General features: G+C 44.3%; 17 protein-coding genes and 1 CRISPR repeat array. Of the genes, 3 read left to right on the plus strand and 14 right to left on the minus strand.

Going from position 1 to position 26,064, the window contains the following annotated elements; genetic code table 11:
* Positions 1-266: 266 nt before the first annotated feature.
* The 8 genes from VB620_RS11910 to rpsT all read right to left on the minus strand — a co-directional run bounded on the left by VB620_RS11910 (position 267) and on the right by rpsT (position 15,061).
* A complete protein-coding gene (locus tag VB620_RS11910; protein ID WP_323196370.1) occupies positions 267-1,853 on the minus strand; it encodes a protein kinase domain-containing protein in 1,587 nt (528 codons plus the stop codon).
* Between the two features lie 110 nt (positions 1,854-1,963).
* Positions 1,964-2,509: a GIY-YIG nuclease family protein gene (locus tag VB620_RS11915; RefSeq protein ID WP_323196371.1), complete on the minus strand. Its 546-nt coding sequence runs from the start codon at positions 2,507-2,509 to the stop codon at positions 1,964-1,966.
* A 54-nt stretch (positions 2,510-2,563) separates the two neighbouring features.
* Complete coding sequence (locus tag VB620_RS11920) at positions 2,564-2,890, minus strand: hypothetical protein (protein WP_323196372.1); 327 nt, start codon at positions 2,888-2,890, stop codon at positions 2,564-2,566.
* A gap of 566 nt (positions 2,891-3,456) precedes the next feature.
* The gene (locus tag VB620_RS11925; protein WP_323196436.1) at positions 3,457-7,578 is read right to left on the minus strand and encodes a DNA-directed RNA polymerase subunit beta''; all 4,122 of its coding nucleotides are present in this window, start codon (positions 7,576-7,578) and stop codon (positions 3,457-3,459) included.
* A gap of 148 nt (positions 7,579-7,726) precedes the next feature.
* Entirely contained in the window at positions 7,727-9,604 is a 1,878-nt protein-coding gene (locus VB620_RS11930) for a DNA-directed RNA polymerase subunit gamma (RefSeq protein ID WP_323196373.1), read from the minus strand.
* Between the two features lie 123 nt (positions 9,605-9,727).
* Positions 9,728-13,051, minus strand: a complete 3,324-nt coding sequence (gene rpoB / locus VB620_RS11935) for a DNA-directed RNA polymerase subunit beta (protein ID WP_323196374.1) — start codon at positions 13,049-13,051, stop codon at positions 9,728-9,730.
* 820 nt (positions 13,052-13,871) lie between these two features.
* Positions 13,872-14,657 carry a TatD family hydrolase gene (locus tag VB620_RS11940; protein ID WP_323196375.1) on the minus strand — a complete coding sequence of 262 codons (786 nt, stop codon included), beginning with the start codon at positions 14,655-14,657 and terminating at the stop codon, positions 13,872-13,874.
* Between the two features lie 104 nt (positions 14,658-14,761).
* Positions 14,762-15,061, minus strand: a complete 300-nt coding sequence (gene rpsT, locus VB620_RS11945; protein ID WP_323196376.1) for a 30S ribosomal protein S20 — start codon at positions 15,059-15,061, stop codon at positions 14,762-14,764.
* A gap of 619 nt (positions 15,062-15,680) precedes the next feature.
* On the opposite strand from rpsT, the gene hisD reads away from it, so the two are divergent.
* Positions 15,681-16,982: a histidinol dehydrogenase gene (gene hisD, locus VB620_RS11950; RefSeq protein WP_323196377.1), complete on the plus strand. Its 1,302-nt coding sequence runs from the start codon at positions 15,681-15,683 to the stop codon at positions 16,980-16,982.
* Positions 16,983-17,131: 149 nt separating this feature from the next.
* Here hisD and VB620_RS11955 read toward each other — a convergent pair whose 3' ends face one another.
* Positions 17,132-17,515, minus strand: coding sequence for a hypothetical protein (locus tag VB620_RS11955; protein ID WP_323196378.1), 384 nt, complete (start codon positions 17,513-17,515; stop codon positions 17,132-17,134).
* A gap of 150 nt (positions 17,516-17,665) precedes the next feature.
* Between VB620_RS11955 and hslO the strand changes: the two genes are divergently transcribed.
* Together hslO and VB620_RS11965 are read left to right on the plus strand one after the other, a co-directional pair.
* Positions 17,666-18,571 (plus strand): Hsp33 family molecular chaperone HslO, encoded by a 906-nt coding sequence (gene hslO / locus VB620_RS11960; protein WP_323196379.1) that lies wholly within the window; start codon positions 17,666-17,668, stop codon positions 18,569-18,571.
* Positions 18,572-18,725: 154 nt separating this feature from the next.
* On the plus strand, positions 18,726-20,843 hold the full coding sequence (locus VB620_RS11965) for a chromosome segregation ATPase (protein WP_323196380.1): 2,118 nt from the start codon (positions 18,726-18,728) through the stop codon (positions 20,841-20,843).
* 675 nt (positions 20,844-21,518) lie between these two features.
* On the opposite strand, the gene VB620_RS11970 is transcribed toward VB620_RS11965, so the two are convergent.
* The 5 genes from VB620_RS11970 to cas6 all read right to left on the minus strand — a co-directional run bounded on the left by VB620_RS11970 (position 21,519) and on the right by cas6 (position 26,004).
* Positions 21,519-21,710, minus strand: a complete 192-nt coding sequence (locus VB620_RS11970) for a hypothetical protein (protein ID WP_323196381.1) — start codon at positions 21,708-21,710, stop codon at positions 21,519-21,521.
* Between the two features lie 152 nt (positions 21,711-21,862).
* Positions 21,863-22,834: a CRISPR direct-repeat array (repeat unit 37 nt; unit sequence GTTTCAATCCCTGATAGGGATTATTGGTAATTGGAAC).
* Between the two features lie 254 nt (positions 22,835-23,088).
* On the minus strand, positions 23,089-23,361 hold the full coding sequence (gene cas2 / locus VB620_RS11975) for a CRISPR-associated endonuclease Cas2 (RefSeq protein WP_323196382.1): 273 nt from the start codon (positions 23,359-23,361) through the stop codon (positions 23,089-23,091).
* A 13-nt stretch (positions 23,362-23,374) separates the two neighbouring features.
* The gene (gene cas1d, locus VB620_RS11980; RefSeq protein ID WP_323196383.1) at positions 23,375-24,376 is read right to left on the minus strand and encodes a type I-D CRISPR-associated endonuclease Cas1d; all 1,002 of its coding nucleotides are present in this window, start codon (positions 24,374-24,376) and stop codon (positions 23,375-23,377) included.
* Between the two features lie 187 nt (positions 24,377-24,563).
* Positions 24,564-25,154: a CRISPR-associated protein Cas4 gene (gene cas4, locus VB620_RS11985; RefSeq protein ID WP_323196384.1), complete on the minus strand. Its 591-nt coding sequence runs from the start codon at positions 25,152-25,154 to the stop codon at positions 24,564-24,566.
* Between the two features lie 19 nt (positions 25,155-25,173).
* On the minus strand, positions 25,174-26,004 hold the full coding sequence (cas6, locus tag VB620_RS11990; protein ID WP_323196385.1) for a CRISPR-associated endoribonuclease Cas6: 831 nt from the start codon (positions 26,002-26,004) through the stop codon (positions 25,174-25,176).
* Positions 26,005-26,064: the final 60 nt, after the last annotated feature.

Here is a 26,064-nt window from a genome sequence, read left to right on the forward strand (position 1 = left end):
AGTTTGGAATAATCCAACTGGTGAGGGCATTTTCCAGTAGGAGAGGAAAAGTTAGACGGGCTTGAGTCCGCATTTTCCGCCAGTATCCTAGAATCCCTGTCCCTTCTGGGGCGGGGAGTATGTCAAAAAAGAACACCCTTTTCAAATGTATATCAGATACTCAGACGATTTCCAGAGAGTTTATATCCCCAAAATTTAATTTAATTAAAAATATTTGAGTTATTGAGGTTTTGCTAGTTGAGCGTTGCAATTATTCATGAGCAAAGCTATTTTACCTGACTCACGACCCATCTCCGATTTTCACCATCCCATAACAGGTAAAAAGTCACAGAGCCAGGAACTTGCTTCCCATTTTTCATCAAATATTGAAACCTAGCATTGACGGTGGCGGTGTCTGTACTAGCTTGTAACAAACTCACTTGTTCAACATTGACGCGCGCTACTTTTTCCCCCCACCAATCGATATAGGAAAGATAACCATCTGGATGGAGACGTTGATTACTTTGGAGGTTGGGAGCTAGTTGATTCCACGCAGTTTCATATTCACCCTGATTAATATTTGCATAATAATTCTGCACAGATGCGGCTGGGGATGGTCTATCAATTACTGGCTGGATTACCGGAGAAGGAGAAGGCGTAACTGTTAGGGAAGGTGGGGGATTTAGAGGTTGTGTAACTTCCTCTTGTTCAATGGGATTTGGAGAAGGTTCTGTAATTCTGGCAATTGGAGAATTTACAGGTGGCGTAACATTTGGCACTTCATTCCGGTTTATTGCAGATTCTTGAAATGAATCTGTTGACTGGGTAACTGGTTGTGGTGGTTTGTTGAGGGCAAAACCAATAATAATAGAACCACCTATTAAACCACCCACAATTAAACTGCCCAGAAAAATTCCCTTTTGTCCATTAGCTGGTTGAGGAGGTTGAGAGGTTGAGCCTGGGCTAACAGCAACTGTAGATTGAGATGAAGCGGAAGGCGGTATTGTTGAGGCTATTGGGTGTTGATAAGGTACTGTGGGAGGTATGCTGGATGATGCCAATTGTAATGCATTTAACATTTCTTTAGCAGTGGGAAAGCGATCGCGTGGGTGATAGGCGATCGCCCGGTCTATAACTGCTGCTAATGTAGGATTAATCTGACTAGCATACTGTCGCCAAACAATCTCACCTGTCTGAGAATCTGACTCTAATTCCTGGGGCTGTTTTCCAGTTAACAAATAAATTGCTGTCAGTCCCAAACTATATAAATCACTAGAATAAACTGGTCTCCCTGCGGCTTGTTCACTGGGCATATATCCAGGTGTCCCAATCACAATCGAACTGGTAGGATTACCTTGGGAATTAACCACCGTTCCCATAGATTCCCGCACCGCACCAAAATCAATTAACACCGATTTATGATCATGATCACGGATAATAATATTATCCGGTTTAATATCGCGGTGAACAATGCGTTGCGAGTGGACGTACTCTAACACTGGTAATAAATCCGCCAAAACTTGCCGCACTGCATTTTCACTAAACAACCCCTGCTTTTGCAGTTTTGCTGTGAGGGTATCACCTTCAATCCATTCTTGAACCAAATAGAATTGTCCCTCTAACCGAAAGTAAGCATACAGCGTCGGTATTTGGTCAGTACATCCACCCAAATCTTCTAAAATTGCTGCTTCCCGTTGAAAGCGTTCTTGCACCAATTGGTAAATCTGCTGATTATTTTGAATTGGTCTTAACTGTTTAATTACACAGCGACGTTGGGAAGGCATTTGAGTATCTTCCGCCAAAAAAGTTTCTCCAAACCCACCACTTCCTAAAGTCCGAATCACCTGATAACGGTTATTCAGCAGATCATGCATAAATTATCGACCTTTAGTGCAAAAATCATGTTATCTATCTTACCCTGAAACTCCGCGTACCTCTGCGTTTAACTTTGCGCCCCTTTGCGTTTAAACTCCCCCTCCTCAAATTACTTTAAATCCAACAATCCCTCCTCCTTCAACTTAGGACTAAAACGAAATTGTTCTTGCAAACCCCGTTCCTTCAACACCAATAAAATTTCCGCTTCCACTCGCCGGGCAATATTTTTAAGTATTTTCATTTGCGCCAACTCATCATTAGCAGGATGATGATATTTTTCAGCTTCTTCAGATGTCATTAATGGTTTAACATTTATAGGCTGTGTCCATTCATCCTTATAATTGGCATTACCTAAAGGAACAGTACCATTTTCAGCAATCCAAGCATTTTCAATATTTTCTAAAACCGCCCGACTAGGACGTGAAATAGTTTGAACTTTCACCCAATAACACTGTTTAGGCTGACGGATTAAATGCTGCTTAAGACTCAGGTAAACATCACGGGAATATCCCACAAATTGCAGCACTTTTCCCTCATCAAAGATGGCATATACTCCAATTTTTCCTTGATGAGTTTCTGGTATACAACCCTGGTCATCAATATAAGGAGAAAATTCGATATCTGCCAAGGTAGAAATGTTGATTTCAGTAGTCATATATAAAATCTAAAAATTACTATTTATCCTGATAACGAGCAACAACACGTTTTGTCATTCACCAAGTTTTTTATAAATTGCACAAAGACGACTAGGTTGAAAAATTTTGGCAGTAAACATGAAATTTGGAGGTACATTGATAATGACATATTCATCAGAATCATGATATTTTTCGAATGTTGCTGGCATTCCTTTAGGGGTAGAGAAGCTGTAGGGAACTGGCTGAAAAAGTAATTCTGTGAATTCCACTGCTCCAGATTTTGACTGTTGACAAACTTGTTGTAAGAATGATTCAGTTTTTAATAAATTGAAGAGAGTTGTTTCTGCTTGTGTTTCTAAAGTGAAACTACTATCAAAATTGTGGATGATTTTAAAAGGCATGATGTCTATGGGTAGTTTATTGACCGAAAATAATGGGATACAAGCCCGGTCACTTCGACAGGTGTTACAGTGAGCCTGCGATGCCCTGAGCCTGTCGAAGGGTCGAACTGCTCAGTGCATCGCGTTCTAGGACGGCTTTATGTTAAAATTTGGGCATAGTCGCCATAGGGCATTGGGAGACTTTAAACGGACATGGAGGGACGATAAGACCACTTGTGGCGTGTTCCAGCGAAGTGTCAAGGAATCCTCGCTTCTTTAGGACGAGGAGGTATGTCAATAACGAATAAATAAATCCTGATCAAAATTTACCCCAAGCCTCTCCTTAGTCAAGAGGGTGAGCAGAAATTTTAGCTATATATTACCATAGTTGGATTCTGGGACTGCTGACAGCTAGGAGAAGTTTGACAGGATTAAGAATAGTTAAGTCCAGCAGATTTATCCCTACCGTAATGACAGTTATCACAAGTAATTAAAAAATAAAAAGGCAAAAGAAGTTTTTCCTTTGCCTTTAATCTATGAAGTTTTAGGTATTAGCCCTTGGAATCTGCTCAGGGCTGACTTTGATTTTAGTAATCATCATCATCCTCATCTATTTCCTCGTAATCATCTTCTTCATCTTCATCGTCTACGAGGTCGCTAATTTCATCAGCAATCAAATCGTCGTCTTCATCCAACGCGGGTTTGTCAGTGCGGCGAGAACCAGCAGCGCCAAAGCTAGTTTCAGTCAACCCAGGGGAATCTAAATTGTAGGTGCGGGCTGTGCGGTCATCCAATACCATATCCATTGGGTCATCAGGCTCATCCAACACCCCACTGGTTTCAGCGATCGCATATTCATCAATCGCCCCCGGTTCCTCGTAGGTATTGTAGCCAGTACCAGCCGGAATCAACCGCCCAATAATCACATTCTCCTTCAAGCCCCGCAGCCAATCAGATTTACCCTCAATGGCCGCCTCAGTTAATACCCTGGTGGTCTCCTGGAAGGAAGCCGCCGAAATAAAGCTGTCGGTATTCAACGAAGCCTTAGTAATCCCCAACAACACTGGGGTATATTGCGCCCGCGCCCCGCCAGTAATGGCCATGGCCTCGTTCACCTGCTCCACTTGGCGCAGTTCCACCAACTCCCCAGGCAGCATGGTCGTGTCTCCACCATCATCAATGCGGACTTTATTGGTCATCTGGCGCACAATCACCTCAATGTGCTTATCCGCAATATCAATGCCCTGGGACTGATACACCATCTGCACCTCATTCACCAAAAAGGTCTGCACCTTTTGCAAGGCATGACTAGCACAGGCATAAACCCCATCTTCCGAACCCAGACTAAAGAACACCTCTAAAATTTCATGGGGATTGGAGGGGCCATCACTCAACGGTTCACCAGCCGAAACCATCGAACCATCCGGCATCATCAAATTCTGCCCAGGTCCCAGAGGATAATCCGTCACCACCCCATTGGGTTCAATGATCTTCGCGGCGATCGCCTCATCACCACCATCCGCATAGACCACCTGCAACTCCCCAGAACGCCGCACCAAAATACAGGCTTCCTTCGGCTTCCGGGCTTCCAACAACTCCTCAATCCGGGGCAGACCTTGGATAATATCCCCAGTTTTCGCCCGTTCAAACACCAACAACACCAAGTTATCGCCCCGTTGTACCAAATCCCCATCTTCTATCTGCAACACCGCCCCAGGGCTGACTCGGTAAGGACGACCCACACGGATATGGATGGCATATTGTTGACTTGTGCCGAGCGCAGCCGAAGTAGCCGAGAGTGGGGAGTCGGAAGAAGAGGAAAGGTTCTCCCCCTTGCTCCCTGCTCCCTGCTCCCCTGCTTCTTTTACTTCCAACACCTGCCCCGAATCCTCAGCGAAAATTCCCGGCGCAATTTCCGCACCTTCCACCAACAAATCACCCCGTTTCACAGTCGGTTGGGCGCTGGTGTGCATAATCATTTTGTCAGTATCCCGCAATACCAAACAGCGACGCACCGCTTCTGTGTCCTGCTTCACACCCCGAACAATACCGCCTTCCTTGCCCAAAATTTTAGTCCGAGCCACCACAGCCCCTGGTGCAATGCTGTCGCCATCTGCCACTTCCAAACTTGTCTGGGTACTACCTTGGGTAGCATCAGCAGTAATATCGCGGCGAATTACCAGAGATTCCAAAATCACCAGCTGCAACCGTTGAATCTCTGGATTTGAACTATCCTCAGTCAATTCAATATCGGCTGCCAAAGGAGAACTAGAATGTTCCTGGTCTGTATCCTGTTCAATTTCCAATACCAACTGCGTCCGCAATAGCTCCACCCCATCCACAGACTTCACCCGCTCAGAATCCTTGTAGGGCAGTCTCTGCACAGCCCGCATTTGAATTGAACGTCCGGTATGTTGACTAATGGAAGCAGTAGAAGGAACATCGGGGTTAGTGGGAACGGCAAACTCCACCACCGGACGGCTCAACAACGCTGGTCCCTCTGGAGACTCTACATACTGGATGTAGCGTAACTCCGTGGCCACATTCCCCTCAAATTCCTCACCCGGTTGCACAAAGGTGTTATCCCTCCCCATCACCGCCTCTGGTTCATCCACCATCAGCAGTTCACCGGGCTTAATTACTACCTCTCGCAGAATGTCGTTCTTCTGGGTAACTTCAATTACCCCACTGTTTTGGCAGAAGATATCCTTCACAACCTCGGTGCCGGCTTCTACAAACTGCCCATCTTCCACTAACAGTAAGGAGATATCCTTATTCACCTCGTGGGTTTCTTCGGGAATCCACAACAAAGTCCCACCGGCTACCACTTCGTAACCCAGTTTGGCTTTGCCCTTCTTCTGCACTTCCACCCCAGCAAACTTGAGGAATCCCCCAGTGTTGGTGCGATAGCGCTCGTCAATCAACTCCGCCACCACCTGACCATTCTGCACCTTGGTTCCTGGGGTCGCTCGCAGGTTAAATACCTGGTTATTGCCAGTGGTAATTAAATAGTGGTTGCGCCCTTGGGAACTTTCCACTGTGACTGTGGCTTGGTCTAACACCACCGAAGCGGTAATAATTTCAATTTCTCTGGTACTCTTACCAGGGGTAGCTTCGGGCAACCGCACCACACCACCGTGGACACTGGTTAATTTGGTTTCTGCCAATACTCCCTGTTCGGCAATGCGATCGCCATTTTTGACTACCAATTCTGCACCAGGAGGCAGGTTATAAACCTCTCCCGATAACACCCAAATTAATCCCCCTCTGGCGGCTGTGGTGGTGGTGTTTCCCTGACGGTCGGTTTTTTGTTCGGGAACCACTTCGGCAAATTTCACTTCCCCTGCCAAATCCGAAGCCACATCTTTCACGGCTTTTTCGGTATTTGTCCGAGTTGTGCGCCCACCCAGGGCAACTTCTGCCAACAACTGCCCAATTTTTACCTGCTGTCCTTCGTGGACATAGAGGGTGGAACCTTGGGTAACATTAATTTCCTGTGGCTCTTTTGTCCCCGCCCCGTCTTTTTTGGGTTCTAAATTAATGATGCCGTTAGCTTCTACATACAGCGCATCTTCCCCGTGGCGGGTGCGATAGGTTCTGGTGCGTAATTTCCGGGGTAAACGGATTGTTCCTTCGGTTTTAGAACGCACTTGCTGCGCTACTTCCCCTGTAAATACGCCCCCAGTGTGGAATGTCCGCATGGTCAACTGTGTACCGGGTTCACCGATACTCTGGGCGGCGATAATCCCCACTGCTTCCCCCAGGTCTACCATTTTGGCATGGGCTAAACTCCAGCCGTAGCAATGTTGACACACCGAACGCGCCGCTTCACAGGTAAGGGGCGATCGCGCCATGACTTGGGTAACACCGGCTTTATGAATCTCCGTGGCTAAATCATCGGATACAGGAGTATTGCGGGGAGCAATCATTTCTCCCGTGGTGGGGTGTACCACATCCTCAGCAATTACCCTGCCTAGCAAACGTTGCGCCAGGGGAATCAAGATTTTGCCCCCTTCTGTCATGGCCTGGACTGGAATCCCCCTGGTAGTACCGCAGTCAAATTCCCGAATAATTACATCTTGGGAGACATCCACCAGACGACGGGTAAGATAACCAGAGTCAGCAGTACGTAATGCCGTATCTACCAACCCTTTTCTCGCCCCATAGGAGGAAATAATATATTCGGTGACGGTCAGACCTTCACGGAAGTTGGTTTTAATGGGCAAGTCAATGATTTCCCCTTGGGGATCTGCCATCAGTCCCCGCATTCCCACCAACTGCCGCACCTGGGAGATGTTCCCCCGCGCCCCAGAGAAGGCCATCATGTATACCGAGTTCAGGGGGTCGGTTTTTTTAAAGTGAACCACCACTTCATCTTTCAGTGCTTCACTGGTTCCATTCCAGGTATCAATTACTTTCTGGAAACGTTCTACTTCCGTAATTTCCCCCCGTTGGTAACGAGTTTCCGTCGCCCGAATTTCTTCCTCTGCGGCATCCAGGAGCGATCGCTTTGTGGGGGGAATCATCAAATCATCCACACTGATAGAAACCCCGGCCTTCGTCGCATAGCGAAAACCCAACTCCTTCAACTTATCTGCCATCACCGCCGTCCGCGCCGTCCCATAATGGGTAAACGCCCAAGAAATCAACTTCCTCAGTTGACCTTTATCAACCACACGATTGCGAAAAACAGGCTTTTCATTAATCATTTCATTAGTCATTTCATTAATCCTTAATCAGTTATCAGTGAACAGTGAACAGTGAACAGTGAAAAGTTAACAATTATCAAAGCTTTTGCTGGAGGACTTAAACCCAACGATGCGTCTTGACTGATAACTGTTAACTGACAACTGTTACCTAAACTGCCAAAGCTTCCTGAATAGCGTTGTTGTAAATAACACGACCAGGAGTGGTGTGGATATACTGAGAAATTAAATTCCCTTGGGCATCTTCCCTGACGCGGCGGAACTTATACATCAAAGTCCGAGTCCCATCATCGTTTTCCGTTACCTCCAGAGGGGTAGTATCTGGCTGGTCAGATTCCATCTCACCATCAAACCGGACATAAACATAAGCGTGTAAATCCACCTGGTCTTGCTGGAAAGCCATAATTACGTCCTCCATCGAGGCATAATATTTCCCAGTCCCCTTAGTAGCACCAGGGTTTTCCGCCGTTAAATAATATGCTCCCAACACCATATCTTGGCTAGGTGTAATAATTGGTCTGCCTGTCGCCGGTGACAAAATATTATTAGAAGCCAGCATCAACAACCGCGCTTCTGCCTGACTCTCTAGAGACAGAGGCACGTGTACCGCCATTTGGTCACCGTCAAAGTCAGCGTTAAAAGCCGGACAAACTAAGGGATGTAGTTGAATTGCTCTCCCTTCCACCAATACAGGTTCAAAGGCTTGAATCCCTAAGCGGTGCAGCGTTGGCGCACGGTTCAGCATGACTGGGTGTCCCTCAATTACCTCCTCCAGCACATCCCACACGCTGGGGTCATTGCGAGAAATCAGCTTCTTAGCGGCCTTGATGTTATTCACCATGCCACTGCGAATCAGGCGATTAATCACAAAGGGCTGAAATAACTCAATGGCCATTTCCCTGGGCAAACCGCACTGGTGAATCTTCAGCTTCGGACCCACTACAATTACTGAACGTCCCGAATAGTCAACCCGTTTACCCAACAAGTTCTGCCGGAAACGTCCTTGTTTCCCTTCAATGATGTCAGACAGGGACTTCAGGGGTCGGTTATTTGCCCCCACCACTGTTCGTCCCCGGCGACCATTATCAATTAAAGCATCCACCGCTTCTTGCAGCATCCGCTTTTCGTTCCGCACAATAATCTCCGGTGCGAGAATCTCTTGCAACCGCGCTAAACGATTATTCCGGTTAATTACCCGCCGATATAAATCATTTAAATCACTGGTGGCAAAGCGTCCACCATCCAGCTGCACCATTGGGCGCAAATCTGGCGGAATCACCGGAATCACTGCCATTACCATCCACTCTGGTTTAGAGCCAGTGGCAATGAAGTTGTCAATCACCCGCAGCCGTTTAATTAGTTTGGCGCGTTTCTGCCCTTTAGCATTGCCAATTTCCTCTCGCAGGTTTTCGGCTTCTTGCTCCAAGTTAATATCAGCCAGGAGTCGCAGTAAGGCTTCTGCACCAATGCCTACTTCAACCCCCTGTAACAGAGAGTCTTCACTATATATTTCATCCTCAATTTCCAGCCATTGGTCTTCACTCAGCAACTGCTTGTAACTCAGCGTTTCTGCATTGCCAGGACTCAGCACAACATAAGAATTGAAATATACTATCTGCTCCACATCCCGCAGAGGCATATCTAGCAGAATAGAAATGTAGCTGGGAATACCCTTGAGATACCACACATGGGCAACAGGAGCCGCCAGTTTAATATATCCCATGCGGTGACGACGTACCCGCGACTCCGTAACCTCTACGCCACAACGCTCACAGACAATACCACGGTGACGTACTCTCTTATACTTACCACAATGGCATTCCCAATCCTTCGCAGGGCCAAAGATGCGCTCACAAAATAAGCCATCCATCTCTGGCTTTAGCGTCCGGTAATTAATTGTCTCTGGCTTGGTAACTTCGCCAACTAATTGACCATTAGGTAAAGTGCGCTCACCCCACTGCCTGATGCGTTCCGGTGATGCCAAGCCGATTTTAACGTAGTCAAACTGATTAGTTTGGGCGGGTCTCATAATTAATTCGTAATTCGTAATTCGTAATTCGTAATTTGGGGATTGGGGATTAGGAAATTTTCCCCCTGCTCCCTGCTCCCTGCTCCCCTGCCTCTTTCCCCCTGCTCCCCTGCTTCTCCTTCCCTACTCTTCCTCTTCTAGCGATTCGCGTGAGAGAGATTCGTAGGTTGGACGAGGAGGTGTCCGTCGGGCTGATTGATCTGCCATTAAATCGACCTCCACATCCGAGGAAGTACCATCTGCCTGGGTTTCTACCTTGTGTACTGCAATATCTAAACCTAATGATTGCAGTTCTCGCATTAACACCTTAAAGGATTCCGGCGTTCCTGGTCGGGGAATTGATTTACCCTTAACGATCGCATTTAAAGCCTCATTTCTTCCTTGCATATCATCTGACTTCACAGTCAACAACTCCTGCAAGGTGTAAGCTGCACCAAAGGCTTCCAAAGCCCACACTTCCATTTCCCCAAAGCGCTGACCACCTTGTTGTGCTTTACCACCCAAGGGTTGCTGAGTTACCAGCGAGTATGGCCCTGTGGAACGAGCGTGAATCTTGTCATCCACTAAATGCACCAGCTTCAGAATATAAGCCACACCGACAGTTATCGGTCGGTCAAAAGGTTCCCCAGTCCGACCATCAAACACCATGATTTTGCCGGGATTATCTGGATTGTATACCCAGTCCTTACCTGTTTCATCTCGTGCCTCCTGCAACTTGCTGTGTACGATGCTGCGGGATGTTTCTTCTCCATACATTTCGTCAAAAGGTGTAATTTTTAACCGCACCCCTAATGTATGAGCCGCCCAACCCAACATACACTCAAACACTTGCCCTACATTCATCCGACTCGGTACACCCAAGGGGTTCAAGACAATATCCACTGTCGAACCATCCGCCAGATAAGGCATATCTTCCGCAGGTAATATTCGAGAAATAATCCCCTTATTACCGTGGCGACCTGCCATTTTGTCACCCACTTGAATTTTGCGCTTCTGGGCAACATATACCCGAACTACCATATTCGCCCCCGGCGGCAACTCATCCCCCTGTTCACGAGTAAACAAACGGACATCAACTACCCGTCCCTTCTCACCATTGGGAACTCGTAGGGAATTGTCACGCACATCCCGCGCCTTTTCACCAAAGATCGCCCGTAGGAGTTTTTCTTCTGGTGGTTGGTCAGATTCACCCTTGGGTGTTACCTTTCCTACCAGAATATCTCCCGCCTCTACCCAAGCACCAATACGGATGATTCCTTGTTCATCCAACTGACGCAGGGCATCTTCGCCGACGTTAGGAATTTCTCTGGTGATTTCCTCTGGGCCGAGTTTGGTTTGTCTGGCTTCAATTTCATATTTTTCAATGTGAATTGATGTGTAGACATCATCCTGTACTAGTCTTTCGGAAATTAAAATCGCGTCCTCGTAGTTATAGCCTTCCCACGGCATATAGGCGATGACGATATTTTGTCCCAAAGCCAATTCACCACCTTCGGTAGATGAACCATCGGCTAGCACCTGACCTGCAACCACACGCTCACCAATGCGAACCAGGGGTTTTTGATTTAAACAAGTATCTTGGTTGGATCTTTGATATTTAGAAAGCCGATATCTAATTTCATTTCGGCTGCGTTCAGAGTCCCCAGAGTTATTGTCTTTGGGACGGACCCGAATTTCTGTGGCATCTACATAGGTAACATCCCCGTCGGTCCGGGAAACAATCACCATCCCGGAATCTCTCGCACCTTGGGCTTCCAAACCAGTACCCACTAAAGGCCGCTCTGGTTTCAGTAAGGGTACAGCTTGCCGTTGCATATTGGAACCCATGAGCGCTCGGTTAGCGTCATCATGTTCCAAGAAGGGAATCATGCTAGTAGCTACTGACACAATTTGTACAGGGGATACTGCCACATAATCTACCTGCTCCGGAGTTGTCGTCGCCCAGTCTTGGCGATAGCGCACCGGCACTAGTGGTCCTTTAATGTAGCCCTCTTCATCTAAGGGAATGTCACCTGTCGCTGTCCGTAAGTCGTCTTCTTCATCCGCAGTCATATAGACTGGAGCCAAGTCAAACCGCACCCGACCATTTTCTACTGGTCTAAAAGGTGTTTCTAAAAATCCGTACTGATTGACTCGCGCATGAGTTGCCAAAGAACCAATCAAACCGGCATTGGGTCCTTCTGGTGTTTCAATGGGACAAATTCTGCCGTAGTGTGAGGGGTGAATATCTCGCACGGCGAACCCAGCCCGTTCACGAGTTAAACCACCAGGACCAAGGGCGCTGAGACGACGTTTGTGGGTCAGTTCTGCTAGGGGATTTGTTTGATCCATGAACTGACTTAATTGGCTGGAACCAAAGAATTCTTTGATAGCAGCCACTAGTGGTTTGGGGTTAACTAAAGAAGCGGGTGTTAATACTTCCGCATCTGATACAGTCATCCGTTCCCGAATGATCCGCTCTAAGCGGTTTAAACCCACTCTGACTTGGTTTTGTAGCAGTTCTCCCACGCTTCTGACGCGACGATTGCCTAAGTGGTCAATATCGTCAATGTTCCCGATGTCATATTCCAAATTAATCAGGTAATCAACAGCCGCTAATATATCCCCAGAAGTCAAGACCCGCATTGTGTCGGGAACGGAAAGCCGGAGTTTTTTGTTGAGTTTATATCGACCAACGCGACCGAGGTCATAACGTTTGGGGTCGAAGAAGCGGGAGTCTAATAGTTGCTGTCCACCTAATACTGTGGGTGGTTCACCAGGACGCAACTTGCGATATAACTCCATTAGGGCTTCTTCTTCGGAAAATTGCCCTTCTTTTTCGATGGTTTTTTGGAAATATTCGGGGTGGCGCAGAGCATCAAATATTTCGTTATCTGATAAGCCCAGGGCTTTTAATAGTACCTGTGCGGAGAGTTTACGGGTTTTGTCGATGCGTACCCACACTAGATCATTACGGTCTGTTTCAAATTTCAGCCAAGCTCCCCGGTTAGGTATTAAGCTGGCTGAATAGGTACGCCGCCCGTTTTTGTCGATTTCTGATTTGTAGTAGACTCCAGGCGATCGCACTATTTGGTTGACAATTACCCGTTCGGCTCCGTTAATAATAAACGTGCCTCGGTCTGTCATTAAGGGCAAATCCCCAATAAATACTTCTTGTTCTTTAATATCCCCTGTCTCTTTGTTCAACAGGCGGGTGGGAACATACATTTGTACGGCATAAGTACTATCTCGCCGTTTAGATTCCTCAACGCTGTATTTTGGCTCTTTGAGTTTGTAGTTGTTACCTAAAAAGTGCAGTTCTAGTTTGCCTGTATAGTCTGTAATTGGACTAAAGGAGTTGAGTTCTTCTATCAGCCCTTCTTCTAAGAACCAGCGAAAACTTGAACGCTGAATTTCAATCAAATCGGGCAACAAAAAGGCGGATTCCATTTGTGTTTCTGTAGTCATGCCTTTACCTTAGTCAACCTGGTTAAACTTTTTATGGAGGACACTTCGACTGCACTCAGTGCTGAAGTTTCTTGTTTTGGCGCGTTTCCACCGCTAATTTGTGTCCATAATTATTGGGGAAGTTGTGTTTGTTCATGCCTGGTGCTATTTCTAGGTGTAGGCAAACGCCGCTATTGAAGCTAGAAAGAGAGATTTTGGCAAGGGGGTAAACGCCCTTGTTTTCTCACAAGGTGCGCTAAAATCGGAATGTTATGTTGATTCCTCAAGAATAGATCGCTTAAACACTGATGAATTTCTGGTGCTTTACTCACTTCCCCTCCCACTAGCTTGATGAGTTTGCCTAGCTATCTCTAGACTATTTGTGTCATAAATTTACCGTCTATACTTACGGTAATCTCTTCAGACACAGGGAAAGAGCCTCGTACTGGTTCGGCTCTAATTTGTCGCTGCGGGCTTGATTTTGGTGGGTTTTGCTCACAAGATAATTTACGTTTAACAATTTTCTATAGGTTAAATACAGTTTTTTTCTGAGCGGAGTCTACGGGACAAGCGCTCTTTTGCCAAAGTCTTGTTGACTATCAAATGTTTACATCAGTCAGAGTTTACGAACATCCGCGTGTGGAGATGAGGAGGATGATCAAGTGCCTAACACTACGAAATCAAGTTTAATTGTTTTTAATTCCTTCCTTTTTGATGATTGCGGATTTAATTTCTTTTGGAGGGATTAATTTTAGCATATTTTTTCCTCCAGGAGTTTTATTTGTTTAGTATTACACTCTGGTGAGTTTCCATGCCAACCTGCGGTCTCAATGAATAGAGTTTATATTTCTAATCCAAATAATGCACAAGCATTTTTAGTGGTTTGAGCGGCGATCGCTTCTAGGGTTTCTCCACGCAGATGGGCTACTTGTTCGGCTACATAGCGTACATAGGCTGGTTCGTTCCGTTTTTCTCCCCGTTTAGGTACTGGAGAGAGGAATGGACAGTCTGTTTCCACTAGTAGGCGATCGCTGTTTACCATCGCGGCTGAAGCTTGAATAGCTTTAGCGTTTTTGAATGTGACAGTGCCGCTAAAGCTAATATAAAAGCCTAAGTCGAGAAACCATTGGGTTTCTTCTGGTGTTCCACCCCAACAATGCATGACACCTCTGGGGATTTCTCCTGTATTTTCTTGCCATTTTTGCAATATTTCCCGCATTTGGTGGGCGGCATCACGACAATGGATAATTACTGGGAGATTTAATTCACAGGCGATCGCTAGTTGGGCTTCAAAGGCTATGCGCTGTTCTGCATAGTTATCTGCTTTGTAAAGATCCATACCCATTTCCCCAATGGCTACCACTTTCGGTTCTGAACTAGCCAAAGTTTTGATTTCGGCTGCTGTATCGCTACGCCATTTATCCACATCCAGAGGATGCAAACCAACGGCAAAGCTGATTTCCGGAAACTGGTGCGCTAGGGTCTTGATACTGGAAAATTCTGAGGGTTCGACACAAGAATGGACTAGGCGTACCACTCCTGCTTCTTGCCACCGCGATCGCACTGCTGCTAAATCCGGATGAAATGTATCAAAGTTGAGATGGACGTGAGTATCAATCAGCTGCATGAGTATAGTTATCGGTCATAGATTCAGTTGCTAGACTGAGCGAAGCCGATGGATGAGCAGTAATCAGAAAATAGTCACTATGACTGATTACTGGACATTGGCAACTACCCAGCAGATGCTTGAGCTAGTGGCTTGAGTTTGCGAGCCAATCTTGATTTTTTCCTAGCACCATTATTTGGGTGGAGAACGCCACGTTTCACAGCTTTATCGATTTTGCTAACAGCCTCAGACAGCCGTACCTGTACTTCTTTTTCTAATTCTGAGTTAGGATTAGCTGCATAGACATCTACTGCACTAAAGTATTTCTTCATCAGCGTTCTTACTGCTGACTTGTAAGCTTTATTACGCAGACGATTGCGCTCTCCGATTTGGGCGCGTTTAAGAGCAGATTTTGTATTCGCCACAGTCAATTCCAAAAATACTATTAATATGTACACACACTACCAGACTTACTAATATAGCATTCATACTGCCAATATCGGAATTTATAAAAAAAATTTCTGTTTGGGGACTGTGGGAGGGGGAAAGATTTTGAGTTTCCAATGACCAATGACCAAAGTATCCTTGACAACTTTATGGTCAATGTGCAACTGACTGCAAAAATGGGTTAAAATGAGTTACTTAGATTGCAGATCAGTCAACGAAACTAAAAAATATCTAAAAGCTATACTCAGAAACTACTCTATCTCGTTGTTAACAGTTAATTGGATGTGCAAATATGTCACCAGGGAACTCTCAGAGAATCAAGGTAGGTGATCAGAGTAGTAGGTATTGGCACTCCGGCTCCCTGCCGTATATCAAAGAGCTAACCACTAATGTGAGCGAACTAGATAAACCGGACTGAGCAATGATAGTCACTTTTGCCAAAAACTTATATATTGGCAGCCTTAGCCTTAGAAGTATCAAAAAAATCCAGGTTAAGCTAGAGAAGAGAATTAGAGTTGGCTCGACCACCTCATAGGTCAAGACTTCAGACTGATTTTCAGGCGGGAATAATCTAAATTTTGGCATTTTCCTTACTCCATGCTGCGAATCATTACTCAGCAGGCAGATGTTGTATCAGAATTACAACGTATCTGCCATCGTACTCACGATGAACACGTGCTTCACAAAGAAGCAACTGTGCGCGAAGTATTGCAAGCAGTGCAGCGCCAAGGCGACAAAGCTGTTTTGCATTATACAGCTGAATTCGATCACCAAAATCTGAAACCAGAGGAATTGCGTGTTACTGGCTCGGAAATGGATGCAGCTTACCAACAGGTATCCAAAGAGTTGCTTCAGGCGATTCAGTTGGCTAATAGTCAGATAGAAGCATTTCACCGCCAGCGTGTGCCGAAAAGTTGGGTACATTTTGGTGATGATGATGTGGTGTTGGGGAAACGCTATACTCCTGTAGACCGTGCAGGTTTATATATACCTGGGGGTCGGGCTGCTTATCCCAGTACTGTACTTATGAATGCTATTCCGGCGAAGGTGGCTGGTGTGCCTCGTGTGGTCATGGTAACACCGCCTGGTTCCCAAAAAGGTATTCACCCAGCTGTTTTGGTAGCGGCACAAGAAGCAGGGATACAAGAAATTTATCGTGTTGGGGGGGCGCAAGCGATCGCCGCTTTAGCTTATGGTACAAATACGATTCCGAAAGTAGATGTAATTACTGGCCCCGGTAATATTTATGTGACTTTAGCGAAAAAACTGGTTTACGGTACTGTGGGCATTGATTCCTTAGCAGGACCGAGTGAAGTATTAATTATTGCTGATGAAACCGCAAATCCGGTGAATGTGGCGGCAGATTTATTGGCACAAGCTGAACATGACCCCATGGCGGCGGCAATTTTGTTAACTACAGATACTGCTTTAGCCAAAAATGTGCAAGTAGCTGTGGAAAGACAGTTAGTGGATCATCCCCGCAGGATAGATACTGAAAAGGCGATCGCTCACTATGGCTTAATAGTTGTTGTGGAATCTTTATCAGCAGCAGCCCAATTTTCTAATGCCTTTGCTCCCGAACATTTAGAATTAGAAGTTAAAGATCCTTGGGCATTATTATCTGATATTCGTCACGCCGGGGCAATATTCTTGGGTTACTCTACACCCGAAGCAGTGGGAGACTATGTAGCAGGCCCCAACCATACCTTACCCACTTCTGGGACGGCTCGCTATGCTTCACCTTTAGGAGTGGAAACATTCCTCAAACACGCCAATATTATCCAATACTCACCCACTGCACTGCAAAAAGTAGCTGGGGCGATTGACGCACTAGCAACAGCCGAAGGCTTACCATCTCATAAAGATTCAGTTCGACGTAGAATTCAGGACGAAGAGTGATTGGGAATCTTGATTTTTTCCTAAACTATTAGCCACATCGACAAATTTAGGCCAAGCAGAAGAAAACAGGAAATTATCGAGTCAGCACTTTTGCATCTAGAGGCGATTAACCACTTTCACCCGCACTGAAACGATTAATCGCGTCTCTACTATGATTTATTTACCAAAAACTGACGTAAGCTTAATAAATTCAGGGTTTGACCTAAATTCAAGGGCAGAATTGAAATTCCCTCCAAGCGTGACTGTACCCAACCTTCGCCCCAATACCATTCATGAAAGCCATCAATACCGCCACTAAGTAGTAAACGTAAACAATTAGGTTTTGCCAGCTGTACTTGATGATGAATTGAAATTGGCCCAGTCTTGGTTGTAAACTGAAAGCCAGTGTGCAGTTCTTCTGGCATTCCTGATGGTAAACTTTGCCCTACCAGCCATTTAGCGAGAGTTTCGGGATGTTGCAAACTGTCACGAATCGCAGTGGCAGAGGCGGTGATTTCGATGCGTATTTGACTTTGTTGAAAATTACCCAGCATTTTTTAAGAATTGTTTAAAGGTCAGGTATGACTTTTAGTGCATTGTAGTTCTAGTATTACAAATACAATCACTAATCACAGAGTCGTTTTTCTACTAGATGAGAATTTAGAATAGAGAATGTAGACTTGTTAAGAAATGTAAGGTTTTTCATGGCAGACCAATTAATTCGTGCCACAGCAGCCGACGGCGGGATTCGGGCGGTGGGTGTAATTACTAATCGTTTAACAGAAGAAGCCCGCCAACGTCATAAACTGTCTTATGTCGCTACAGCCGCACTGGGGCGGAGTATGGCTGCGGGTTTATTGATGGCTTCGAGTATGAAGCGACCTGGTTCTAGGGTAAATATTCGGGTTAAGGGCGATGGCCCTTTGGGTGGTCTGTTGGTAGATGCTGGCATGGATGGTACTGTCAGGGGCTATGTGGCTAACCCATCTGTAGAATTGCCGCCGAATCCTAAAGGTAAACTGGATGTTGGTGGGGCTGTGGGTAATGGCTTTCTCTATGTAGTGAGAGATATTGGTTATGGCTACCCTTACTCTAGTACAGTAGAACTAGTATCGGGGGAAATCGGTGATGATGTAGCTCATTACTTAGTTAATTCTGAACAAACACCTTCAGCTTTGGTCTTAGGAGTATTTGTGGGTGCAGGTGGTGTAACGGCTGCTGGAGGTCTATTGGTACAGATTCTACCAAAAGCAGCCAGAGATGAAGCCTTAGTGGAAACACTAGAATCACGGGTTGCTGGTTTGTCTGGATTTACACCTTTATTGCAAGCTGGTAAGACTTTACCAGAAATTCTTAGTGATTTACTGGGAGACATGGGTCTGTCAATATTTCCTGAACGTCAAATGTTGCGTTTTCAGTGTGGTTGTTCTTTTGAACGGGTGCTAGGAGCATTAAAGATTCTGGGACAAGATGAGTTGCAAGACATGATTATTAAGGATGATGGGGCTGAGGCAATTTGTGAGTTTTGTGGGGAGGTGTACCAAGCCAGCAGTAATGATTTGAGTCAACTAATTGTTGATTTGCAAACAGAATCTTCAGTTTCGAGTTAAAGTATAAAATACGACTAAGTTATGATAATGTTCATGCTATCTGTGGTCGGAGAATATAAAATGAGGTAGCTTTTGAGTTATCGAAAATTTACTACGGCAGCATTGGAATTATCAGCCTACAACAGATCACTATTCAACTATTTTGGTGTGAGAGATGACACAAAGGGATATTCCAGAAAGTTGGCCGCCATCCAGATCAGGAGAGCCAGATGATATAAATAGACTATCCCGAACACCACAATTCGGCGAAACTCAAGCATTTGGTGTCCGGGCGATGGGTTCTATGTCTCAGTCAGTGAAGGGAAAAAAACAAGATAGTTCGGAATTACCTTTAAATAATCAGTCGGCAGAATCTAGTTTAGACAGTCACGGGTCGGGGAAATTCCCTGGTTGGACGAAAAACTGGTTGTTGTGGGGAATAATACTAACATTTATTCCTGGTGGTGTGGGATTTCTGGCGATGGCGACGCTATTGAAGCTACCAACTGCACCTAGTTGTCCAGAAATTGCCAGACCTTTTGTGAGTGCGGCGGTGAAGTTACATTGCGCTCAGGTATCAGCTTCTAAGCAGAATGTTAATGATTTACTGGAAGCGATCGCCTTAGTGAGGAAAATACCAGATGATCACCCATTGCGAGGAGAAATTGACCGTTTTTTAACAGAATGGTCTCAGGATGTTTTGCGGCTAGCAGATGAGAGTTTTCAATCAGGAAATTTAGAAGAGGCGATCGCCACAGCACGTAAAATACCTGAAGATTTGCCACCTTATAAATTAGTAAATGAACAAATTACTAAATGGCAATCAATTTGGTCTGAGGCGGAAGATATATATAAAAGTACCGAAGCAGAAGTTAAAGAAAGACGCTGGCAAACATCGTTTATGCTATCTGCTAAGTTACTGCGTGTAAATAATGATTACTGGTCAAGTGTTAAATACGATCAATTAAATAACTTGATTACTTCCGCACGGGAAGATGGCGATAAGTTAGCCAATGCCGAAAGTTTAGCAAACACGAAAGTAGTCGATAATTTACTAAAAGCCATTAAACTTTCTGAGTCTATTAGACCGGAAAGCTACCTTTATGAAAAAGCTCAGGAGTTAATTCCCCAAATTGGCGGCAAAATGCTGGAATTGGCGAAGGCTAGTCTGGATAGGCGGGATGCAAATACGGCTTTAGATATTGCCAGACAAATCCCAGAGAAGGCGCGACTAGAGTCGGAAGTGGAAGACTTTATGACTTTAACTGATGCCCGACGCAGTGCCTGGATTGGTACAGTATCTGGTTTAGAAACGGCTATTTTTCAGGCGCAACAGGTTGATGCTTCCAGAACAATTTATGGTGAGGCACAGGAGTTAATTGCTCGTTGGCAACTGGAAATTGAAGATGTGGCACGTTTAGAAAAAGCCCGGACACTTGCAAGCCAAGGTACTCTTGAGTATTTAACAGCAGCCATTAGTGAAGTTCGGTTGATTTCTGGTAATAACCCCCGTGCTTCTGAAGCCAGGAAAGAAATTAACCGTTGGCAGAACCAAGTGGAGACTATTGAAGATAGACCTATTTTGGAACGCGCCCAACAATTGGCATGGCTAAATGATATTAATTCTTTGCAAGCTGCTATATCCGAAGCTGGGCAAATTCGTCGCGGTCGGGCGTTGTATTCGGAGGCACAGAGGAAAATTAGTGGCTGGACGGCCACTGTGCAGCGCATACAAGATCAGCCATATTTAGATCAGGCGAGAACCCTGGCGCGGAGTGGTGACTTGACGGCTGCTATTAATACGGCTCAACCAATTGCATCTTCTGGGCGATCGCTTTCTCGTACAGCTAAAAAGGCCATAGAAGATTGGCGAGGACAAATCCAGGCGAAAGAAAATTGGAATCGAGCTAAGGCTGTGGCTGTTCGTGCTACACCAGAAGCTTTGTCTCAAGCCATAGGAATAGCGGAACGGGTTCCCAGAAATAGCACCTTACGGATGGATGTGAATATTGGGATTAATCAATGGAGTCAGCAGTTATTTGATATTGCTCGTTCTCAGGGTGATGTGAATATTCTCCGAGCAATTGAGACTGCTAAGTTGATTCCACGGAGTAGTTCTGTTTACAGTCGGGCGCAACAGCAAATTGAAAATTGGCAGTCTTTTCTCAATCCTGAGCCACCACCAGAAATTCAGCCGATTATTCCAAATAATGAGCAACCGATTGTTATCCCACGTAATGAGCAACCGATCCTCCCCAGTAATGAGCCGCCTGTACCCCTGATTTTGGAGTAGTAATTTTTAATAAATCTTAATCAACCTTTGGCAAATAATCTGTTGTGGAAGGTTGATTAGTTAGTGTTACTGCTATCTATCACCCCAATTTGTGAGGATATAAAGAATATATAGGTTGACACTCCCCGCGATAAATCGCCGGGGATTCTTGGTTCAACGAAACCACTTAATCTAGAGTCCTTGCGTCATCTAAACCAGAGGTGGGATTCTCCCCAAGCGTTAATTCGGGTATGCCCTACCCTATTTGCATTAGCAAGTCCTGTTTGGTTTGAAACAATTTGTTTTAAAATTCTGATTCGTGTTTCGACTTCGCTCAACACAAGTCTAGCCCCTATGAATCTTTTACCCACTGCTAGGAGGAAACTAGAATAATGCAGTAGAACAGCATAGATTCAATTATCAAGGTTCAGTATTGTGTCTTTCGACAGCTAGGTTTTTTAAGTGGTTGATTACCTTTCCACTACAACTACTATAGCAGCATCTTAGCGCATTAACCAATTAAAAGCCGTCGTAGAACGACGGGGCTTTCAACCCAATTTTTTGGTAAATTTGTTTAGGTTTGGGTTTGACAAGCAAATTTTTTATGGGTGCATACCCAGCTTTTGCTAGCTGTTGTTGACTATGAAAAAATCACCCCTGGTAGCGGAGTGATTTCGGTAAGTTTATTTCGTCGTTTTATTTTTTTAAGCGAGAAGCAACCAGAGGATTATCTGATTTATTCGCAATCCACGTTCCGTCATTTTCATATTCAGCAGAGGTTAAATAAAGATACTTTTCCCCAACTGAAATGATTTGGAACCTTTCTAAAGCATCGTCATTAGTACGAGCAGAAATAAATTGTCCTACCTTGTAATCGTTGTTTCTCATATCCTGAATGGTTTAAATCCCTGATAGCTTTGATGAATTATTGAACTATTATGGTATTTATTGAGAATAATTCTCATAAATGGTTCAATTTTTAAGAGTAAATTTTACTGACTATAAATCTTCGATGTCGAATTTATCACATACACTGTAATATTTCAATCCCTATTAGGGATTATTTGTAGTTGGAACCGAAGAAAGCAAGCATAAGGCCGGCAACTTCATTGTTTCAATCCCTGATAGGGATTATTGGTAATTGGAACGAGAGAACGAACAGCCCAGGCGTGGCGCAAATCGTAGTTTCAATCCCTGATAGGGATTATTAGTAATTTGAACGCTTGAAAGCAAAATAAGCGTAGGGATTAATCTTGTTTCAATCCCTGATAGGGATTATTGGTAATTGGAACTCTGACGTTGACGGGCATGAAAATGTCTACAAGCTAGTTTCAATCCCTGATAGGGATTATTGGTAATTGGAACATCTCTGTAATCTTTACCCTCTTTATCGTGTTCGTGTTTCAATCCCTGATAGGGATTATTGGTAATTGGAACCCACTAGGCATCTACACATTTCGCTTGACTCTTAAAGTTTCAATCCCTGATAGGGATTATTGGTAATTGGAACTGATTAAGCCGCAAAACCTCTCACGACACTTTTAGTTTCAATCCCTGATAGGGATTATTGGTAATTGGAACCAAAATGTTCACGCTTCCAACCGCGTTAATCGCTGTGTTTCAATCCCTGATAGGGATTATTGGTAATTGGAACAGAAATTGCTGCAAATAAGGATGGGAGGCACTTAGTTTCAATCCCTGATAGGGATTATTGGTAATTGGAACATTGTATGACCTTCAGAAATCAAACTGGCAGTAACCTCTTGTTTCAATCCCTGATAGGGATTATTGGTAATTGGAACGAGAATGTTATACGGCGACGATTTTTTCAGCGTTTCAATCCCTGATAGGGATTATTGGTAATTGGAACATAGTAAGTGTTTCTAAGTACCTCTGGTTTAACTTGTTTCAATCCCTGATAGGGATTATTGGTAATTGGAACGTTACTTGGCTTTTCTGTAAGTAAACAGCAGGAGTTTCAATCCCTGATAGGGATTATTGGTAATTGGAACCGCCCGGAGTTGAAAGCGTTGATATATTTGGTTTTCAAGGTGCTGTTTCGTCAACCTAAAGGGAATATAGCTTTTCAGCGATTGGGTTGTCAAGAGTGAAATTTTTAAAATAGCTCAAAGGCTGTGATAGTAAGACTTTCGGGGTTTGCGTCAACCTCAATTTAAGTATGGGTGGTTTCAAAGCCGGACGAGGTAAGGATTTCAGGCGTAAAATTTTCAATGTTCACAAAAGCACCTACTGGTTGACGCAAAAGTTAAGCAAAAAATACTGTGGTGTCCCTTGGCATATCGCCGCCGATGCGCTCAACTTTGCCCTGACAGCAAGCACAGAGGAAATAAAAGCGGATGTTGTCTTCGTTGGGTTTGATGATTTTAGACAAGCGCGATCGCAGTTTAGCATACTGAGTCTGGGTCAAGTCGCACTCAAACACAGAATATTGCATCCACTGTCCATAAGATTTGAGAATCTTGTGAATTTTGGTGCGGCGCTTGTCTTCGGAGACATCGTAGGAAATTACAACAAACATATTAGTTAACTAATTACCTCATGACTAATGGGGGATATTTGTCAATTTCTCCCAGGAGATATTTAGCAAGAAAACGCCCTTGAATCTCAAAGGATTCTTGATAGGTATGTTGTTTCTGCATGACTGGATGTTTAAATTTACTCAGCTTCTTTTCTTGATATAGGCGCAGAAACAAATGTAAGCCTTCTTTAGTTAGTGAAACAGCACCACTCACGGGTTCTGTGATAAAGTCTTTTGGTGCTAATATCCGGCGATTAATTGTTGCTAAAACGACAGCATCTACGATTAAAGGGCGAAATTCTTCCATTAAATCTAGTGCTAAGGAAGGTCTACCATATCTTTCTGTGTGCAGGTATCCTAAATAAGGGTCAAAACCAACCATATTTAAAGCGCCTTGGATGTCGTGACGCAGTAGCGAATAACCTAAATTCAAAAGTGAGTTAACCGAGTCTGTAGCAGGGCGACGGTTGCGAGTAGAAAAGCTAAAGTTATCGACGCGAATTAGTTGATTAAAACAGCTAAAGTATGCTGCACTTCCAGCACCTTCATAACCTCGGATAGAGTTAATTGATGTGGATTGATCTAGGGATGCGATCGCATGAGATAATTGACTAATTCCTGAGTTTAAATCTAGGTCATATCGCCGTTGTGCGAGTAATAAAGATTGGCGGTAATTTTTGAGTTTTCCTCTGACAAAACCACGAGTAACATGGATAGCTTGTGGTGATTCGCCGGCGGCTTTCCATTGAGCGTTACGAACAAAGATATTTTTGCCCATGTCAGGTTCTAAACTGGCGATATATTTACCATTAAAATTGAGATAAGTGACGGGAATTTTTCTGATCATTAGTTCAGAAATAGCCGCAGGGGAAATATTAGCTCTACCCATGATGACTAAGCCATCAAGTTTAATTAAGGGTACATCGAAAACTGTTTTTTTATCAGCTTTGATACTCAGCAGTTCATCTACTTTGCCAATATAAGCATCTTCTTGTGTTACGTAAAGTGTTCCCATGATTTTCTCCAATATTTAATCAGTTTGACTGTGATGTTGTTTGTCAAATAACCCCTCTCCAAACCTCTACCCCACAGTGAGAGAGGCTTTGAAATAGTTAAATTGTGGAAATACATAAACCAAATTAACCTGCGTGCAATGATTCGCCAGGAAAGTATATATCCTGCAAAAGTGACAATATTAAAAGTTAATTGGCTTCTTGATAGTTTTTTAATTTGTCAGATGTTTTGGGTAAACATTGGGAATAAAGACTACAACCTTTGCACCGTTTGCTGTAAGATGGTTGTGGCATTGTGCCAGTTTCGAATAATTTTTTTACGGCTGCAATGGTGGCGATCGCACTTTGTCTGAGTTCTTGATTAATCTCGACTAATTGTCTTTGATGGGAATGAGCATAATAGATATATCCGATGTTGATAGTTTGTCCAGTCATTTCTTCTAAACACAATGCTTGGGCGCAAACTTGTAATTCATCGTTATCCCATTCGCCTTTACGTCCGCGTTTATATTCGATGGGATAATATTTATCTGATACGACTTCAATTAAATCAGATTTGCCAATGAGTTGATATTTTTCTGACTTGAGATTAATAGCCCGAATTTCCCAAGTATCTTCTCGTTCAATATCCCCTACGGTATGAACTCTGTCATGTAAAGCTGTACCTTCAATTGTGTATTGATTATCGGTAAATTCGCCAGCACAAAACATCCGCCAGCACCGATGAGGACAATAGGCGTATTGATTCAAGGCTGCTATTTGGATATATTCGTAATTCATGATGATTAATTCGTAATTTTCAATGATATAAACGTCGGCTCATTCCCATACCCATTGTGGTTTTTCTACCTACTCCCGCATATAAAGCAAAGTCGGCTAAGGCGTTGATTTGTTTGATTTGTATGGGTTCAATTTCCCCTAATATGCGATAATTAACTTCTCCAACAATGCCAATAAATTTGCTGCGGGAGTCTGCTAATATTTCTGTACGAATGTTGACAAAGGAGGGAAATATTGACTCAATGGCAATTTGAGATAATTTGATTTCACTATATTTATTCCACCGGGAAAGTAGGGAATTAAAAACACATTCTCTGGTGGGGAGGGTGGTGTCAAATTTTCCTTGGCGGAAGGCGGTGGGTGTGGAGAAAGTAAAGTCAAGAATGCGATCGCTTTCGCTGGCTTGCTCGTATAATTGAGTGTAGGTGCTGGCATTTGCCCAGGGTTGGGTAGATTGGGGTGTGCCTTGAATACTGGTAATATATAAGTCAGCCGGGCCAAGATGCCAAGGATGATTGGGGTTAAGATTCAGCCACAGTTGCGTAAGTTGACTAAATAGGGTGTCATCTAAGAGAGAAACGCGCCACCAACAAGGGGTTCCGGCGGGAATGGGTTGTTGATGTGAGTGTTGGAGTTTAGATATTTTCCTGGTTCCCTGAGACGGGAAATTAGTTTGTAGGGGTGAGAGGGTGAAGGCTTTATCTGCGGTAGAATCGTGTAGGCGATCGCCTAATGTGCGATCTACGGAACTAACAAGTGTCAAAAATAGTGCGTGCAGATGTCTCCCTGTGAGAAACTTAGCAGGAATCGACGATTGCGGAAGTAGGTTGAGAACTAAGCTATGAGGCATATTTTTAATAATTCGTAATTCGTAATTTGTAATTCGTAATTGTGTTTGGATTTAAAGGTC

It is taken from the genome of Nodularia harveyana UHCC-0300 (assembly GCF_034931085.1).
In the GTDB taxonomy this organism is placed as follows: Bacteria; Cyanobacteriota; Cyanobacteriia; order Cyanobacteriales; family Nostocaceae; genus Nodularia; species Nodularia harveyana.